Raw genomic sequence first — 14,154 nt, forward strand, 5'->3', positions numbered from 1 at the left:
AAGGAGCAATTATGATCATCATCAAAAACGGCGCGCTCGTGACGCCCCAGGGGCTTCGCCGCGCCGATCTTGCCATGGATGGCGATAAGATCGTGCGGATTGCCGCGGCGATTGAGCCGGCCGAGGGCGATACCGTCGAGGATGCTGCGGGCTGCTGGGTGTTCCCGGGCTTTATCGACGGCCACACGCACATGCAGTGCTGGACCGGCATGGATTGGACGGCCGATAGCTTTGAGACCGGTACGCGTGCGGCTGCCTGCGGCGGTACGACGACCATCGTGGACTACGCGACGGCCGATCGCGGCGTGACCATGCCCGATGCCTTGGCCGAGTGGCATCGCCGCGCCGACGGAACCTGCACGGCCAACTACGCCTTTCATATGGCACTCGCCGAGTGGAACGAGCGCAACCGCGCCGACCTCTCGGCCATGCGCGAGGCGGGCGTATCGTCGTTCAAGACCTACTTTGCCTACGATCATCTGCGCCTGGACGATGCCGAGACGCTCGAGGTGCTGGAGGAGCTCAAGCGTATTGGCGGGATACTGTGCGTGCATTGCGAGAACGGTACGCTGGTGAATGAGCTGCAGAAGCGCGTGTTTGAGCAGGGTATCCACGGGCCCGAGGGCCATGCGCTCAGCCGTCCGGACGTGTGTGAGGCCGAGGCCGTGAGCCGCCTGCTGTATCTGGCGCACTTGGCCGGGGACGCTCCGGTCAACGTGGTGCACCTTTCGACCAAGCTGGGGCTCGAGGCCATTCGCGCTGCCAAAGCGCACGGGCAGAAGAACATCTATGTCGAGACCTGCCCTCAGTATCTGATGCTCGACGACACCTGCTATCTGGAGCAGGGCGAGGACGGCTTTGCGGGCGCCAAGTACGTGATGAGTCCGCCGCTGCGCCATGCCGGCGACCGTGCGGCACTGCGCGAGGCGCTTGTGGCCGGCGAGATCGATACGATTGCGACCGACCACTGTAGCTTTAACCTGCACGGGCAAAAGGACCGCGGACGCGATGATTTCCGCGCGATTCCCAACGGCGGGCCCGGCGTGGAGCATCGTCCCGTTGCGATTGCCACGAGCTTTGAGGGACAGCTGGGTCCCGAGGATCTGTGCCGCTTGATGAGCGAGAATCCGGCGCGCGTTTTTGGCATGTATCCGCGCAAGGGCTGTCTTGCCGAGGGCGCCGATGCCGACGTGTGCGTGTGGGATCCGTGCGCGCGTTGGACGATCAGCGCCGCGACGCAGCATCAGGCCGTGGACTACACGCCGCTCGAGGGCTTTGAGGCACATGGCCGCGCCAAGGCCGTGTTTGTGAACGGCGTGCTGGCGGCACGCGACGGCGAGCCCACCGGAGCCCAACCCGGCCGCTACGTGCCCCGCTAACGGGAAGACCGCCGGGGTAGCTAATTTGGGAGATGATTTTTTGGGACGGGGTAGCAAAAAGAGCCCCGTCCCAAATTTGCTACCCCTGGAGGCTGGTGGCGATGAGGGGGCGGTTGAGGGCTGCCTCGAAGCGATCTGCCATTGTTGGGTCGGCAAGCGTGTCGGCTTGGTTGAGCATGATACGGGCATTGCTGAGGTTCAGTATCTGCAGCTCGGCATTGAGCACCTGGGCGACGCGCTCTGGGGTGGCAGCGTCGGTGGGCTCGCAGCCGCAGCGCTCGCAGAAGAGCTCGGGGCGGTGGACAACCTCGGCGACGGGCTTGCCCAGCCCCGAGGCGCCGACGACCCAGACAACGTTTGCCGTGCCGGCGGGAACGACCGGCTCCCAGGCGGCATGTGCCTTGAGCGGGAGTCGCTTGCTGCCATCTGCCTCGGCCAACACATAGTCAAAGCGCTGCGCCAGCTCGTTGAGCGGCTCGGCGGGGGCGGAGAGCTTGCCTGTCTCCGGGTTCAAAACACCCGCCTGGCAGATACTTCCGCGGACAAGTCCCGCGCATGCCTCGCAGGTGCAGCCGGGAACATGTAGGGTCCCCGGCTTCCAAGGCGCGGCGTCCAGGCGACGGCTCGACCCATCCCATGGCACGCCGGCGACGGGAAACATGTGCGTGGTGGTACAGAGGAGCACGCGGCCGCCAGCGCGCATGAGCTCGAGACCCAGCGTCTTCAGCAGCGTCGACTTGCCGCCACTGCCGATAATCGCGGTAATGCCCGACTCGATCCTGAGCGCGGAGGCAAGATTGCTGCTAACCGTTTCCATCTGTTCACCGCCGTATAATACTGTGATAATAAATAATCATCAGAGTAGCGGCCGAACCGCTTTTGCTCTGCTCAAACCGTAGCACAGGGAGGTGCCCCGGGAATGCTCGTTTATGTTCGCGGCGCCGGCGATATCGCCACGGGCGTCGCCGCTCGCTTGGTGCGCGCCGGCGTTTCGGTCGTTATGGCCGATATCGCGGTTCCCACGTGCATCCGCCGCACAATCTGTTTTTGCGAGGCCATTCGCCTGGGCGAGGTCGAGGTCGAAGGCATTCGCGCTCGCTTGGCACGGACGCCGGCTGAGGCGCTTGAGATTACCGAGGCTGGAGACGTCGCCGTTGTGGTGGACCCTCAGGCCAAGATGCTCGGCGAGCTGAAACCCGCGGCTGTGGTCGACGCGATTTTGGCTAAGCGCAACTTGGGCACCACGCGCGACATGGCGCCTGCCGTCATCGCTGTGGGGCCGGGCTTTACCGCGCCGGTTGACTGCGACGCCGTGGTCGAGACCATGCGCGGGCATTTTCTCGGCCGTGTCATTACCCAAGGTTCGCCCCAGCCCAACACGGGCGTGCCGGGCATTATCGCCGGCTATGGCAAGGAACGTGTTATCCACAGCCCCGCCGCCGGCGTGTTTCGGTCCGACCGCGCAATCGGCGACATCGTGAGCGCCGGAGACGTGATTGGCTACGCGGGCGATACGCCCATGTGCACGCAGATCGATGGCTGTCTGCGCGGGCTTTTGGCGAACGGCGTGCAGGTGACTGAGGGCTTTAAATGCGCCGATGTCGACCCGCGCGGCGATGCCAGCTATATCAACTACATTTCGGACAAAGCGACGTCGGTCGGCGGCGGCGTGCTCGAGGCACTCGCTATGCTCACCGATGTCTTTAGAGGATAGAAGGCGGCAATGGAAAAGCTCGATGTTGTGAATGCGGCGCTTGCCGCCCTGCGTGCTGGCGAGACGTGCGAGCTGGTGGTCGTGGCCGGTACGGCGGGGTCGTCCCCGCGCGGTGTGGGCGCCTGGATGGCCGTCTTTGCCGATGGCAGCCAGGCGGGCACTATCGGCGGCGGCAAGATTGAGCTCTTTGCGCTGGATGAGGCGCGCGAGCTCCTGAGCGCGGGACAGTCGCGTCTGGTCCGCTACACCATGGGCGGCGAGAACTCCGATACCGGCATGATCTGCGGCGGAGCCATCTGCCTGTGCTATCTGCGCCTGGATGTATCGCAGGCGCCGTTGTTCCAGTCGGTTGCCGACATCTTGGCCTATCGGCGCATCGGCGACTTCGTCATCGACTTTGAGCCGTTTATCGCGAGCGTGCTCGAGGGCGATGTGGCCGAGTACCATGGCGAGGAATCGCGCCGCACCATTGCGGGCTGCCCCGGGCTTTCGCTGGTGGAGGAGGGGAGTAAGGTCACCTACACCAACGCCGCCTCCGAGATTCCCACGGCGCACATCGAGACGCTCTGCCCCGAGGGCCTGACCTATATCTTTGGCTGCGGCCACGTGGGCGCTGCGACGGCTCGCGTGCTCACGGCGGCGGGCTTTGCCGTCGTGGCTTGCGACGACCGCCCCGGCACGCTGACCCCCGATTGGGTGCCCGGTGTCTACGACCGTCGTCTGGTCGACTACAAGAGCCTGAGCAAGCAGTGCCCCATCGGCCCGCGCGACCTGGTGGTCGTCGCCACGGCGGGTCACAAGTCCGATATCGATGTGGTGATTCAGGCCATGCGCGTCAAACCCGCCTATCTGGGCTGCTTGGGCTCGCGCCGCAAGACCGCCTTTGTGCGCGCCCGCCTGGAGCAGGAGGGCTTTACGCAGGAGCAGATCGACGAGCTGCACCTGCCGATTGGTGTCGCCATCGAGGCCGAGGACCCCGAGGAGATCGCCATCTCCATCGCCGCCGAGATGATCCACCTGCGTCGCACCAAACTCGTCCCCCGCAAGCGCTAGTCGCATCCCAAATGAGCTGCCCCAGCTCTCTGCCGCATGCGGGTCAAAATGCTACCTGTGCCATATGCCCTATAATGTCCGACCGTTGAGCGGCATGGGGCCGCTGCCTAGGGTATGGGAGGCGCAAATGGCAGAGTCGGCAGCAGGGGATGCCCTGTTCGAGCGTACGGGAAAAGTTTCGTTTGTGCAGGTATTACCCCATGCACTGCAGCATGTGCTGGCGGCATTCGCGGGTATCGTCACGCCCGCCATCATTATCGCGTCGGTCTGTGGCTTTACCCCTCAAGAGGAAGCCGCTGTCATCCAGGCGTCGCTCGTCCTCTCGGCGCTTGACATTTTCCTTCAACAGTTTCCCATAAAAGGTGTCGTCGGTTCGGGCCTGCCCATTGTGATGGGTGCGAGCTTTACCTTCGTGCCGGCGCTCAAGGCAGTCGGTCTTGAGCTTGGTTTTGAGGCCGTACTGGGCGCCCAGGTAATCGGCGGCGCGCTCGTCGCGCTCTTCGGCCTACTGTTTAGGCGCGTGAGTTTTCTGTTTCCGGCCCCGGTGCTTGGCACCGTCATCTTTGTCATTGGCCTGTCGCTATGCCCAGTGGCAGTTGCCTCCATGGCGGGCGGGGAGGGCGCGGCCGATTTTGGCAGTGTCACCAACTGGGCCGTCGCACTTGTGACGTTCGTCGTCACCTTTATGGCTGGCAACTACGGCAAGGGCGCGCTTAGGCTGGGCAGCATCCTGGCTGGTATCTGCGCGGGCTTTGTTTTGGCTGCGGTGTTGGGCATGGTCGATTTCTCGGCCATCGCGACCGCCAGCTGGTTCGCCCCGCCGGCCCTGGGCGCCCATCGCCTGGTGTTCGACCCGGCCGCGTGCGCCGTTGTGGGCGTTGTCGCCATTGTCAACGCAGTACAGGTCATGGGCGAGTTTGCCGCCGTGTCGTCCGCTGCGCTCGATACCCCTGCGACCGATAGCCAGATCTCGGGTGGCCTGATCGCCAACGGCCTGGTCGGTATGCTGTCAGGCTTTTTTGGCGGCGTCCCCACGGCAACCTTTGGCCAGAATGTGGGCATTATCGCCGAGAACAAGGTCGTCAACCGCATGGTCTTTACGCTTGCGGCTGCCATCCTGCTCATCGCGGGCCTGCTGCCCAAGTGTGCGGCGGTGCTCACGTCTATTCCGCAGCCGGTCATCGGTGGCGCCACGATTGGCGTGTTCGCGACCATCGGTATGAACGGTGTGGTCATGTTTGCCCGCCACGGCCTGTCTCAGCGCGATACCACGCTCATGGGTCTCTCTATCGCCTTTGGCACGGGCATTGAGCGCACGGCCGGCGCGCTTGCCGGCGCTGGATTCCCCGCATGGGTTGGCACCGTTTTTGGCGGATCCTCCATTGCCGTCGCCGCGCTCGTTGCTGTGATCCTCAACCTGGTCCTCCCGCGCCAAAAATAACGCCCCATATATGAGTTGCGGTGGAATACGGACTGTTTAAGCCTGTTAGGCCGCCAAACAGTCCCTATTTCACCGCAACTGCTTGTTGGGACCCATTTGTGCGGGGGAGTTGTGGAGTTGTGCAGGCAGACGAGGTTTTTCTGGAAATACGCTCCCGATGCGCGTATAGTACCGATTGTTTTGTCGGCTCCTGCTGCGTCGAGTCCAAACCGCGAAATGCCATGAGCGGCGCGGATGCAGCCAGGAGGCACGAGGACAACCCATCGTGGCCACGCCCCGTGCTTAAAACCCCAAGAAGGAGTGAACAATGGCAGAAGAGAAGTATGTGCCGCGTCTGAAGACCAAGTACAACAACGAGGTCAAGCAGCAGCTTCAGGACAAGTTCCAGTACGAGAACGTCATGATGATCCCCAAGTTTGAGAAGATCGTCGTGAACATGGGTGTCGGCGAGGCCGCTACCGATTCCAAGGCCATCGACGGTGCCGTGCGCGACCTGCGCGCCATCACCGGTCAGCAGCCGATGATCACCCGTGCCCGCAAGTCCATCGCTACCTTCCGCCTGCGCGCTGGTATGCCGATCGGCTGCAAGGTTACCCTGCGTGGCGACCGTATGTGGGAGTTCTTCGATCGTCTGACCTCCGTCGCGATCCCCCGTATCCGCGACTTCCGCGGCATCTCCGCCAAGAGCTTCGACGGTCGTGGTAACTTCTCCATGGGCGTCACCGAGCAGCTCATCTTCCCCGAGATCGACTTCGACTCCGTCGATCACCAGCGTGGTATGGACATCACTTTCGTGACCACCGCTAACACCGATGAGGAGGCCAAGGCCCTTCTGGACGCCTTCGGTTTCCCGTTCAAGAAATAGGTTCACCTGCCCTATGAGCGCCGTTCCCAGAAGGGGGCGGCGCTTGGGGCGAACAATACTCTATGTGAGGAGGATATAAGTGGCTAAGACATCGATGATCGTCAAGTGCAATCGCAAGCAGAAGTTCTCTACTCGTGAGTACACGCGCTGCCAGCGCTGCGGCCGTCCGCACTCTGTGTACCGCAAGTTCGGCCTGTGCCGTGTCTGCTTCCGCGAGCTTGCACTCAAGGGCGAGCTTCCCGGCGTTAAGAAGGCCAGCTGGTAAGTCACTACCAGCGTTTCAAGCATCAGTTTGGAACAGGGAAAACGCGCTAAAAAGGCTTTGCCGTTAAGGGCGGCGAAGAACCAAGAGCACGTGTTCATCAAGAACGAAGGAGAATCTGTATGAACCTTACAGACCCGATCGCAGATATGCTTACGCGCATCCGTAACGCTAACTCTGTGAACAAGGCCACGGTCTCCATGCCGAGCAGCAAGAAGCTCGTCGAGATCGCTCGTGTTCTGCACGAGGAGGGCTACATCGAGGGCTACGATGTCGAGGACACCGTTCCCCAGAAGACTCTGCACATCACGCTTAAGTATGGTCCCAAGAAGGCTAAGGTCATCAACGGCATCCGCCGCATTTCCAAGCCGGGCCTGCGTAAGTACACCGGCGTTGCCGACATGCCCCGCGTCCGCGGTGGCCTTGGTACCGCCATTATTTCCACCAGCCATGGCGTCATGACCGACCGCGATGCTCGCAAGCACAACGTCGGCGGCGAGATCATCGCTTACGTCTGGTAATTCGCTCGGTAGGTAGAAGGAAAGGAGATCACCGTGTCTCGTATCGGTAATAAGCCTGTCCAGATTCCCGCCGGAGTCGAAGTGGCAGTCAACGGCAACAACGTTGTCGTCAAGGGCCCCAAGGGCCAGCTCGAGCTCGATGTCTTTGAGAAGCTCGCTATCAACGTCGAGGACAACGTCCTCACCGTTTCCCGTCCCGACGACGAGCGTGAGACCCGTGCCCGCCACGGCCTCACCCGCGCCCTCATCCACAACATGGTTGTTGGCGTTTCTGAGGGCTTCGAGAAGAAGCTCGAGCTCGCCGGCGTCGGTTACCGCGTGCAGCAGAAGGGCAAGAACCTCGAGTTCTCCCTGGGCTTCTCGCACCCCGTGATCGTCGAGGCTCCCGAGGGCATCACCTTCGAGGTTCCCGACAACACCCACGTGAACGTCAAGGGTATCAACAAGCAGCAGGTCGGTCAGATCGCCGCTGAGATCCGCGGCCATCGTCCTCCCGAGCCTTACAAGGGCAAGGGTATCCACTACGTTGGCGAGCACATCCGCCGCAAGCTGGGTAAGGCCGCCAAGTAGTCGTAACCGACTCACTCGCATAAGACCAGCACCCCGTCAGGTGCTGGCAAGATCAACCTTTTTAGGAGTTTACGTATGAACAAGCATAAGGCGAAGCTGGAAGGCCTCAAGCGTCGTCAGCGTCGTGTTCGCGGCAAGGTCTCGGGTACCTCCGAGCGTCCGCGTCTTCGCGTGACCCGTACTAACGCCAACATCTATGCCCAGATCATCGACGACAGCAAGGGCTCCAGCCTGACGCTCGTCTCTGCCTCGACCCTCGAGGCCGAGTTCAAGGGCACCCACACCTCGAACAAGGAGGCTGCGGAGAAGGTCGGTCAGCTCGTTGGCAAGCGTGCCATCGAGGCCGGCATCACCAAGGTCGCCTTCGATCGCGGTGGCCGTATCTACCATGGCCGCGTCAAGGCCCTCGCCGACGGTGCTCGTGCCGCCGGTCTCGAGTTCTAGGAGGTATGTAGCACATGGCTCGTAATCAGAAGCAGCAGCGCGAGGCCTCCGAGTTCGAGGAGCGCGTCGTTTACATCAACCGCGTGTCGAAGACCGTCAAGGGTGGTCGTCGCATGAGCCTCGTCGCTCTCGTCGTCGTTGGCGACGGCAAGGGCAACGTCGGCGTTGGCATGGGCAAGTCCGCTGAGGTGCCCCTGGCCATCTCCAAGGCGTCTCTCGATGCCAAGAAGAACATGTTCCACGTGCCGGTGACCGAGCAGGGCACCATCCCGCACGAGGTTCTCGGCCACTTTGGTGCCGGCCGCATCATCATCAAGCCCGCTGTCGAGGGTACCGGCGTTATCGCCGGCGGCGCTGTGCGTCCCCTCTTCGAGCTTGCTGGCATCAAGAACGTCCTGTCCAAGTCCCTCGGTACCGACAACGGCCTCAACATCATCAAGGCTGCCGTCGAGGGCCTCAAGGAGCTCTCCAGCCCTGAGGACGTCGCGGCTCGCCGTGGCCTGACGGTCTCCGAGATGTTCGTCGGTAAGGAGAACTAAGCATGGCTGACACCATCAAGATCAAGCAGGTCCGCAGCACCAACGGTTGCAAGCAGGACCAGGTCCGTACTGTCCGTGCCCTCGGTCTCCACAGGATCCGCGAGGTTCGCGAGATTGCTGACAACGAGTCCGTCCGCGGCATGATCTTCAAGGTCAAGCACCTTGTCGAGATTGTAGAGGAGTAGCAAATGCAGCTTCACGATCTTACTCCCGCGCCCGGTTCCACCAAGAACCGTAAGCGCGTCGGCCGTGGCAATTCTTCGGGTCACGGCACCACTTCTGGCCGCGGCCAGAAGGGCCAGGGTTCCCGCTCTGGTGGCACCAAGGGTGCCGGCTTCGAGGGTGGCCAGACTCCGCTGGCTATGCGCCTGCCCAAGCTTCCGGGCTTCCGCAACCCCCGTCGTATCGAGTACACCGCTGTTAACGTTGAGCGTCTCGAGCGTAAGTTCGAGGACGGCGCTGTAATCGACGGTGCCGCTCTTAAGGCCGCTCGCATCACCAAGAGCGAGTTCGAGCCCGTCAAGGTGCTCGGCAATGGTGAGCTCACCAAGAAGTTCACGGTCAAGGTCGACAAGGTCAGCGCTTCTGCGCAGGCCAAGATCGAGGCCGCCGGCGGAAAGGTCGAGCTGCCGTGCTAAATGGTCTTAAGAATGCTTTCCGCATCAAAGAATTGCGCGAAAAGATTCTTTTTACCATAGCTATGCTCGTCGTGTACCGCATTGGTGCGCACGTTCCTGTGCCCGGCATTCCCTTCCAGGGGATGCTGGGCCTTTTCTCGACCGATAACAATTCGGTCGCCGCAGGTGCTATGGCCCTCCTGAATCTTTTCTCTGGCGGCGCGTTGAGCTATGTGTCGGTGTTTTCGCTGGGCATCATGCCTTACATCACCAGCTCGATCATCCTCCAGATGCTCCAGGCCGTCGTGCCTTCCCTGCATGAGCTTGCCCGCGAGGGCGAGGTCGGTCAGACCAAGATTACGCAGTATTCGCGTTACCTCACCCTGGCTCTGGCAATCCTCAACTCCGTGGGTTACCTCTTCCTCTTTAAGAGCTTCGGCATCACCTTTAATGGCGCCGGCGCTCCCGAGGTCATCTTCGACCTCATGATCGTCGGTACGCTCACCGCGGGCGCCATGCTGATCATGTGGATTGGTGAGCTCATCACCCAGCGCGGTATCGGTAATGGCATGTCGCTGATCATCTTCGCGAACATCATGGCCGGTCTGCCGCAGGCAATCTTCTCCAGCACCGAGGGCAATGCCGGTGGCATCATCACCATGGTGATCATCTGCGCCATCATCCTGCTGGTCATCCCGCTGATCGTTTTCCTTGAGCGCGGCCAGCGCCGCATTCCGGTCTCCTACGCCAAGCGCGTCGTGGGCCGTCGCATGATGGGTGGCCAGACCACCTACCTGCCCATCAAGGTCAACACCGCGGGCGTCGTGCCGATCATCTTCGCTTCGGCGCTGCTGTACTTCCCGGCTCAGATTGCCGTGTTCTTCCCCGGCATCGGCTGGATTCAGGCAGTTGCCTCCGCGCTTTCGACCGGTTGGCTCAATTGGGTGCTTAACGTTGTCCTCATCGTGTTCTTCGCGTACTTCTACACCTCCATGGTGTTCAACCCCGATGACACGGCCGACAACCTTAAGAAGCAGGGCGGCTTTATTCCGGGCGTGCGTCCGGGTAGGGCTACCGCGGCCTACATCAAGAACGCGCTCAACAAGATTACGCTTCCCAGCGCTGTCTTTTTGGCGCTCATCGCCATCGTGCCTTCGATCATCTTCTCCTTCACGGGTAACCATCTGATCCAGGCATTTGGCGGCACGTCCATCCTCATCATGGTCGGCGTCGTGCTCGACACAGTCGATAAGCTCGAAGGCCAGATCAAGATGTATGATTACGATGGATTCTTTAAATAGGCTAGAGGAGGATTGCTCATGAACCTCGTATTGCTCGGAGCTCCGGGTGCCGGCAAGGGCACCGTCGCACAGGAGCTCGTCGCCGAGTTTGGCGTCGCTCACATTTCCACGGGCGACCTGCTGCGTGCTGCCGTCAAGGGCGGCACCGAGCTTGGTATTCAGGCTAAGAAGTACATGGACGCTGGCGAGCTCGTTCCCGACCAGCTCGTGATCGACCTTGTCAAGGAGCGCCTTGCCGCCGATGACGCCCAGCAGGGCTTCATCCTCGACGGCTTCCCGCGCAACACCGCCCAGGCCGTGACGCTCGATTCCGAGCTCTCCGCCATGGGTCGCGAGATCGACTGTGCCCTTCTGGTCGATGTGGCCCCCGAGGTCATTATCGATCGGCTGTCTTCGCGTCGCACCTGCCGCGCCTGCGGTTACACCGGCACCGCTGCCGATGCTACTTGCCCCAAGTGCGCAGGCGAGATGTATCAGCGCGATGACGACAAGCCCGAGACCATCAAGAACCGTCTCGACGTCTACGAGAAGTCCACGAGCCCGCTCGTCGACTACTATCGTGGCCAGGGTCTGCTCAAGTCGGTCAACGGTGACCAGGCTCGTGAGACCGTGTACGGGGATGTCAAAGAGGCTCTCGGTCTATGATCAAGATTAAGTCTGCAACGCAAATCGAGCAGATGAAGAAGGCAGGAGCGCTATCTAAGATGGCGCTCCGCCACGTTGGAGCCATGGTGCGCCCCGGCGTTTCGACTTTTGAGCTCGATCAGCTCGCGGAGCAGATTATCCGCATGCATGGCGGCACCCCGGCCTTTAAGGGCTACGGCGGGTTCCCGGGAACCATCTGCGCATCGATCAACGATGCCGTGGTTCACGGTATTCCCAACCCCGACATGATCCTGCGCGATGGCGATATCATCTCCATTGATACGGGAGCTGTCGTTGACGGTTGGGTCGGCGATAACGCTTGGACGTTTTTCGTCGGCACCCCCACGCCCGAAGCCAAGGCTTTGTGCGAGGTCACGCGCGATTGCCTTAAGGCTGCCATTGAGCAGGCTGTTCCCGGTAACCATATCGGGGACGTCGGTTATGCCGTTCAGTCCCTCGCCGAGTCTCACGGTTACGGCGTGCTTCGTGATTATGTGGGCCATGGCATTGGCCGCGTGATGCACGAGGACCCCAACGTTCCTAACTATGGAAAGAAGGGGAGGGGCGTTCGTCTCCAGGCCGGCATGGTCATCGCCATCGAGCCGATGGTTACGATGGGTTCCAACCATGTGAGCACGGGCTCCGATGGTTGGATCGTTACGACCAACGACCACCTGCCCGCCGCGCATTATGAGAACACCGTCGCCATTACCAATGACGGTCCGGTGATTCTTACCACCGATGCCCAAGGTGCTTGGTGTCCCTTGCAGGGCGGAGAAATGTAACAAGTTCCACGTAGTTGTGGAGCCATTACGAAGATATTACGATACGTGCATGCGTATTGTAGAATACTCAATCGCTGTCGTTTTCTAGAGAAAGATGATTGCTTGTGAAGAAGGAAGACGCAATTGAGCTCGAGGGTACGGTAAAGGAGCCGCTGCCCAACGCCATGTTTAAGGTCGAGCTCGAGAACGGTCATTCGGTTCTGTGCAACATTTCTGGCAAGATCCGAATGAATTACATCCGCATTCTCCCCGGTGACAGGGTTGTCGTGGAGCTTTCCCCGTACGACCTGACCCGCGGTCGCATCACCTATCGCTATAAATAGCGACACGCATACACGCTCTTTTCCGACTGCAGGCTTAGCTCAACCTACGGTCGGTTTGCGTGTGAAGACCAGCCATAGTTTTAAACGCCTGCGGCTGGGCGAGTAGATAGTAGGGAAGTAGTTTGAGCGCTACCGAAAGGAAGAACGATGAAGGTACGTCCTTCGGTCAAGAAGATGTGCGATAAGTGCAAAATCATTAGGCGCCATGGCAAGGTCCTCGTCATTTGCGAGAACCCCCGTCATAAGCAGCGTCAGGGTTAAGAGAGGAGACTACGTTGGCCCGTATTAATGGTGTCGACCTCCCGCGTGAGAAGCGCGTTGAGATCGGTCTGACCTACATTTACGGCATCGGCCGCACCACTGCGACGAAGATTTGCGTCGAGTGCAACGTTAACGTGGATACGCGCGTTAAGGACCTCACCGAGGATGAGGTTAACGCCATCCGCGATTATATCGATAAGAATCAGATCATGGTTGAGGGCGACCTCCGCCGTGAGCGCAACCAGAACGTCAAGCGCCTTATGGACATCGGCTGCAACCGCGGCCTTCGTCACCGCAAGGGCCTCCCGGTCCGCGGCCAGCGCACCCACACTAACGCTCGTACCCGCAAGGGCCCGAAGCGTCAGATCGGTGCTAAGAAGAAGAAATAAGGAGCGCTAGATAGATGGCTACTGCTAAGAAGAACGTTCGCGCTGCCCGTCTGAAGCGCGCGGACCGTAAGAACATTTCCGTGGGCCAGGCTCACATTCGTTCTACGTTCAACAACACGATCGTTTCGATCACCGATCCCCAGGGCAACGTCATTTCCTGGAAGTCGGCTGGCCAGGTGGGCTTCAAGGGCTCCCGTAAGTCCACGCCGTTCGCTGCCCAGATGGCTGCCGAGGCTGCTGCCAAGCAGGCCATGGAGCACGGTATGAAGAAGGTTTCCGTCTTCGTCAAGGGCCCCGGCTCCGGTCGTGAGACCGCCATCCGCTCCCTCCAGGCTGCTGGCCTCGAGGTCTCGAGCATCCAGGACAAGACCCCCATTCCGCACAACGGCTGCCGCCCCAAGAAGCGTCGCCGCGTGTAACTGAAAGGATCGTATCAATATGGCAATCGACAGGACTCCTGTTCTTAAGCGCTGCCGTCAGCTCGGGATCGATCCCGCTGAGCTCGGTTACAGCAGCAAGAAGGAATCTATCCGTCAGCCCAAGCGCCGTCGCAAGGAATCTGAGTACGGCATGCAGCTGCGTGAGAAGCAGAAGGTCAAGTTCATCTATGGCGTTCTGGAGAAGCAGTTCCACGGCTACTTCAACAAGGCCCGTAAGATGAACGGCGTCACCGGTGAGAACCTCATGATCATCCTTGAGTCTCGCCTCGACAACGTCGTCTTCCGTCTTGGCTTCGCCCGCACCCGCAAAGAGGCTCGTCAGTCCGTCCGTCACGGTCACTTCACCGTGAACGGCAAGCGCGTGGACATCCCGTCCTACCGCGTCAAGGCCGGCGACGTCGTCGCTGTCGGCGAGAAGTTCCGTGACCTCCTCCCCATCAAGGAGGCTCTGATTTCCTCCGAGCGCTTTGAGGTCCCTGGCTGGCTCGAGGTCGATATCGAGAAGCTGTCTGGTAACGTGCTCGCTCTGCCGACGCGTGAGCAGATCAGCGGTGATATCAACGAGCAGCTCATCGTCGAGCTCTACTCTAAGTAGTCCATCCGGG

The 14,154-nt window shown here is 60.8% G+C and carries 21 protein-coding genes; 20 read left to right on the plus strand and 1 reads right to left on the minus strand.

From position 1 onward, the window contains the following. Positions 1-11 precede the first annotated feature (11 nt). Positions 12-1,379 carry a dihydropyrimidinase gene (hydA, locus tag PMX70_RS00305; protein ID WP_118266254.1) on the plus strand — a complete coding sequence of 456 codons (1,368 nt, stop codon included), beginning with the start codon at positions 12-14 and terminating at the stop codon, positions 1,377-1,379. Positions 1,380-1,458: 79 nt separating this feature from the next. Here hydA and yqeC read toward each other — a convergent pair whose 3' ends face one another. Further along, a complete protein-coding gene (gene yqeC / locus PMX70_RS00310; protein WP_271742467.1) occupies positions 1,459-2,196 on the minus strand; it encodes a selenium cofactor biosynthesis protein YqeC in 738 nt (245 codons plus the stop codon). 102 nt (positions 2,197-2,298) lie between these two features. Between yqeC and yqeB the strand changes: the two genes are divergently transcribed. From yqeB to rpsD, 19 genes are all read left to right on the plus strand, one after another. After that, positions 2,299-3,093, plus strand: a complete 795-nt coding sequence (gene yqeB, locus PMX70_RS00315; protein WP_089573559.1) for a selenium-dependent molybdenum cofactor biosynthesis protein YqeB — start codon at positions 2,299-2,301, stop codon at positions 3,091-3,093. A 9-nt stretch (positions 3,094-3,102) separates the two neighbouring features. Next, complete coding sequence (locus PMX70_RS00320; protein WP_271742468.1) at positions 3,103-4,146, plus strand: XdhC family protein; 1,044 nt, start codon at positions 3,103-3,105, stop codon at positions 4,144-4,146. A 127-nt stretch (positions 4,147-4,273) separates the two neighbouring features. Further along, entirely contained in the window at positions 4,274-5,587 is a 1,314-nt protein-coding gene (locus PMX70_RS00325; RefSeq protein WP_158548927.1) for a uracil-xanthine permease family protein, read from the plus strand. 307 nt (positions 5,588-5,894) lie between these two features. Further along, complete coding sequence (gene rplE / locus PMX70_RS00330; protein WP_006235260.1) at positions 5,895-6,452, plus strand: 50S ribosomal protein L5; 558 nt, start codon at positions 5,895-5,897, stop codon at positions 6,450-6,452. 79 nt (positions 6,453-6,531) lie between these two features. Further along, entirely contained in the window at positions 6,532-6,717 is a 186-nt protein-coding gene (locus PMX70_RS00335; RefSeq protein WP_022094280.1) for a type Z 30S ribosomal protein S14, read from the plus strand. 119 nt (positions 6,718-6,836) lie between these two features. Beyond that, on the plus strand, positions 6,837-7,235 hold the full coding sequence (gene rpsH / locus PMX70_RS00340) for a 30S ribosomal protein S8 (protein WP_006235262.1): 399 nt from the start codon (positions 6,837-6,839) through the stop codon (positions 7,233-7,235). Positions 7,236-7,268: 33 nt separating this feature from the next. Continuing rightward, positions 7,269-7,805 carry a 50S ribosomal protein L6 gene (gene rplF, locus PMX70_RS00345; protein WP_006235263.1) on the plus strand — a complete coding sequence of 179 codons (537 nt, stop codon included), beginning with the start codon at positions 7,269-7,271 and terminating at the stop codon, positions 7,803-7,805. Positions 7,806-7,880: 75 nt separating this feature from the next. Continuing rightward, positions 7,881-8,249 (plus strand): 50S ribosomal protein L18, encoded by a 369-nt coding sequence (gene rplR / locus PMX70_RS00350; RefSeq protein ID WP_006235264.1) that lies wholly within the window; start codon positions 7,881-7,883, stop codon positions 8,247-8,249. 14 nt (positions 8,250-8,263) lie between these two features. After that, on the plus strand, positions 8,264-8,788 hold the full coding sequence (gene rpsE, locus PMX70_RS00355; RefSeq protein WP_055252236.1) for a 30S ribosomal protein S5: 525 nt from the start codon (positions 8,264-8,266) through the stop codon (positions 8,786-8,788). Between the two features lie 2 nt (positions 8,789-8,790). Next, complete coding sequence (rpmD, locus tag PMX70_RS00360) at positions 8,791-8,973, plus strand: 50S ribosomal protein L30 (protein ID WP_006235266.1); 183 nt, start codon at positions 8,791-8,793, stop codon at positions 8,971-8,973. A 3-nt stretch (positions 8,974-8,976) separates the two neighbouring features. Next, a complete protein-coding gene (gene rplO, locus PMX70_RS00365; protein WP_006235267.1) occupies positions 8,977-9,426 on the plus strand; it encodes a 50S ribosomal protein L15 in 450 nt (149 codons plus the stop codon). Beyond that, positions 9,420-10,706: a preprotein translocase subunit SecY gene (gene secY, locus PMX70_RS00370; protein WP_271742469.1), complete on the plus strand. Its 1,287-nt coding sequence runs from the start codon at positions 9,420-9,422 to the stop codon at positions 10,704-10,706. The genes rplO and secY overlap by 7 nt, the downstream gene beginning before the upstream one ends. Positions 10,707-10,724: 18 nt before the next feature. Continuing rightward, on the plus strand, positions 10,725-11,351 hold the full coding sequence (locus PMX70_RS00375; protein ID WP_055252238.1) for an adenylate kinase: 627 nt from the start codon (positions 10,725-10,727) through the stop codon (positions 11,349-11,351). Beyond that, the gene (map, locus tag PMX70_RS00380; RefSeq protein ID WP_271742471.1) at positions 11,348-12,136 is read left to right on the plus strand and encodes a type I methionyl aminopeptidase; all 789 of its coding nucleotides are present in this window, start codon (positions 11,348-11,350) and stop codon (positions 12,134-12,136) included. The genes PMX70_RS00375 and map overlap by 4 nt, the downstream gene beginning before the upstream one ends. 104 nt (positions 12,137-12,240) lie before the next feature. After that, entirely contained in the window at positions 12,241-12,459 is a 219-nt protein-coding gene (gene infA / locus PMX70_RS00385) for a translation initiation factor IF-1 (RefSeq protein WP_035137443.1), read from the plus strand. 147 nt (positions 12,460-12,606) lie between these two features. Next, positions 12,607-12,720 (plus strand): 50S ribosomal protein L36, encoded by a 114-nt coding sequence (rpmJ, locus tag PMX70_RS00390; protein ID WP_006363204.1) that lies wholly within the window; start codon positions 12,607-12,609, stop codon positions 12,718-12,720. 14 nt (positions 12,721-12,734) lie between these two features. Further along, positions 12,735-13,109 (plus strand): 30S ribosomal protein S13, encoded by a 375-nt coding sequence (rpsM, locus tag PMX70_RS00395; protein ID WP_022094275.1) that lies wholly within the window; start codon positions 12,735-12,737, stop codon positions 13,107-13,109. A 14-nt stretch (positions 13,110-13,123) separates the two neighbouring features. Continuing rightward, positions 13,124-13,528 (plus strand): 30S ribosomal protein S11, encoded by a 405-nt coding sequence (gene rpsK, locus PMX70_RS00400; RefSeq protein ID WP_006235274.1) that lies wholly within the window; start codon positions 13,124-13,126, stop codon positions 13,526-13,528. A gap of 19 nt (positions 13,529-13,547) precedes the next feature. After that, positions 13,548-14,144 (plus strand): 30S ribosomal protein S4, encoded by a 597-nt coding sequence (gene rpsD, locus PMX70_RS00405; RefSeq protein WP_006235275.1) that lies wholly within the window; start codon positions 13,548-13,550, stop codon positions 14,142-14,144. Positions 14,145-14,154: the final 10 nt, after the last annotated feature.

The sequence above is a fragment of the Collinsella aerofaciens genome (assembly GCF_028206795.1).
Classification (GTDB): domain Bacteria; phylum Actinomycetota; class Coriobacteriia; order Coriobacteriales; family Coriobacteriaceae; genus Collinsella; species Collinsella aerofaciens_AX.

Excerpts from the sequence above, each read along its gene's own strand:
- hydA (WP_118266254.1), top strand. The coding sequence starts at position 12 with ATGATCATCATCAAAAACGGCGCGCTCGTGACGCCCCAGGGGCTTCGC.
- yqeC (WP_271742467.1), bottom strand. The coding sequence starts at position 2,196 with ATGGAAACGGTTAGCAGCAATCTTGCCTCCGCGCTCAGGATCGAGTCG.
- yqeB (WP_089573559.1), top strand. The coding sequence starts at position 2,299 with ATGCTCGTTTATGTTCGCGGCGCCGGCGATATCGCCACGGGCGTCGCC.
- PMX70_RS00320 (WP_271742468.1), top strand. The coding sequence starts at position 3,103 with ATGGAAAAGCTCGATGTTGTGAATGCGGCGCTTGCCGCCCTGCGTGCT.
- PMX70_RS00325 (WP_158548927.1), top strand. The coding sequence starts at position 4,274 with ATGGCAGAGTCGGCAGCAGGGGATGCCCTGTTCGAGCGTACGGGAAAA.
- rplE (WP_006235260.1), top strand. The coding sequence starts at position 5,895 with ATGGCAGAAGAGAAGTATGTGCCGCGTCTGAAGACCAAGTACAACAAC.
- rpsH (WP_006235262.1), top strand. The coding sequence starts at position 6,837 with ATGAACCTTACAGACCCGATCGCAGATATGCTTACGCGCATCCGTAAC.
- rplR (WP_006235264.1), top strand. The coding sequence starts at position 7,881 with ATGAACAAGCATAAGGCGAAGCTGGAAGGCCTCAAGCGTCGTCAGCGT.
- rpsE (WP_055252236.1), top strand. The coding sequence starts at position 8,264 with ATGGCTCGTAATCAGAAGCAGCAGCGCGAGGCCTCCGAGTTCGAGGAG.
- rpmD (WP_006235266.1), top strand. The coding sequence starts at position 8,791 with ATGGCTGACACCATCAAGATCAAGCAGGTCCGCAGCACCAACGGTTGC.
- rplO (WP_006235267.1), top strand. The coding sequence starts at position 8,977 with ATGCAGCTTCACGATCTTACTCCCGCGCCCGGTTCCACCAAGAACCGT.
- PMX70_RS00375 (WP_055252238.1), top strand. The coding sequence starts at position 10,725 with ATGAACCTCGTATTGCTCGGAGCTCCGGGTGCCGGCAAGGGCACCGTC.
- map (WP_271742471.1), top strand. The coding sequence starts at position 11,348 with ATGATCAAGATTAAGTCTGCAACGCAAATCGAGCAGATGAAGAAGGCA.
- rpmJ (WP_006363204.1), top strand. The coding sequence starts at position 12,607 with ATGAAGGTACGTCCTTCGGTCAAGAAGATGTGCGATAAGTGCAAAATC.
- rpsK (WP_006235274.1), top strand. The coding sequence starts at position 13,124 with ATGGCTACTGCTAAGAAGAACGTTCGCGCTGCCCGTCTGAAGCGCGCG.
- rpsD (WP_006235275.1), top strand. The coding sequence starts at position 13,548 with ATGGCAATCGACAGGACTCCTGTTCTTAAGCGCTGCCGTCAGCTCGGG.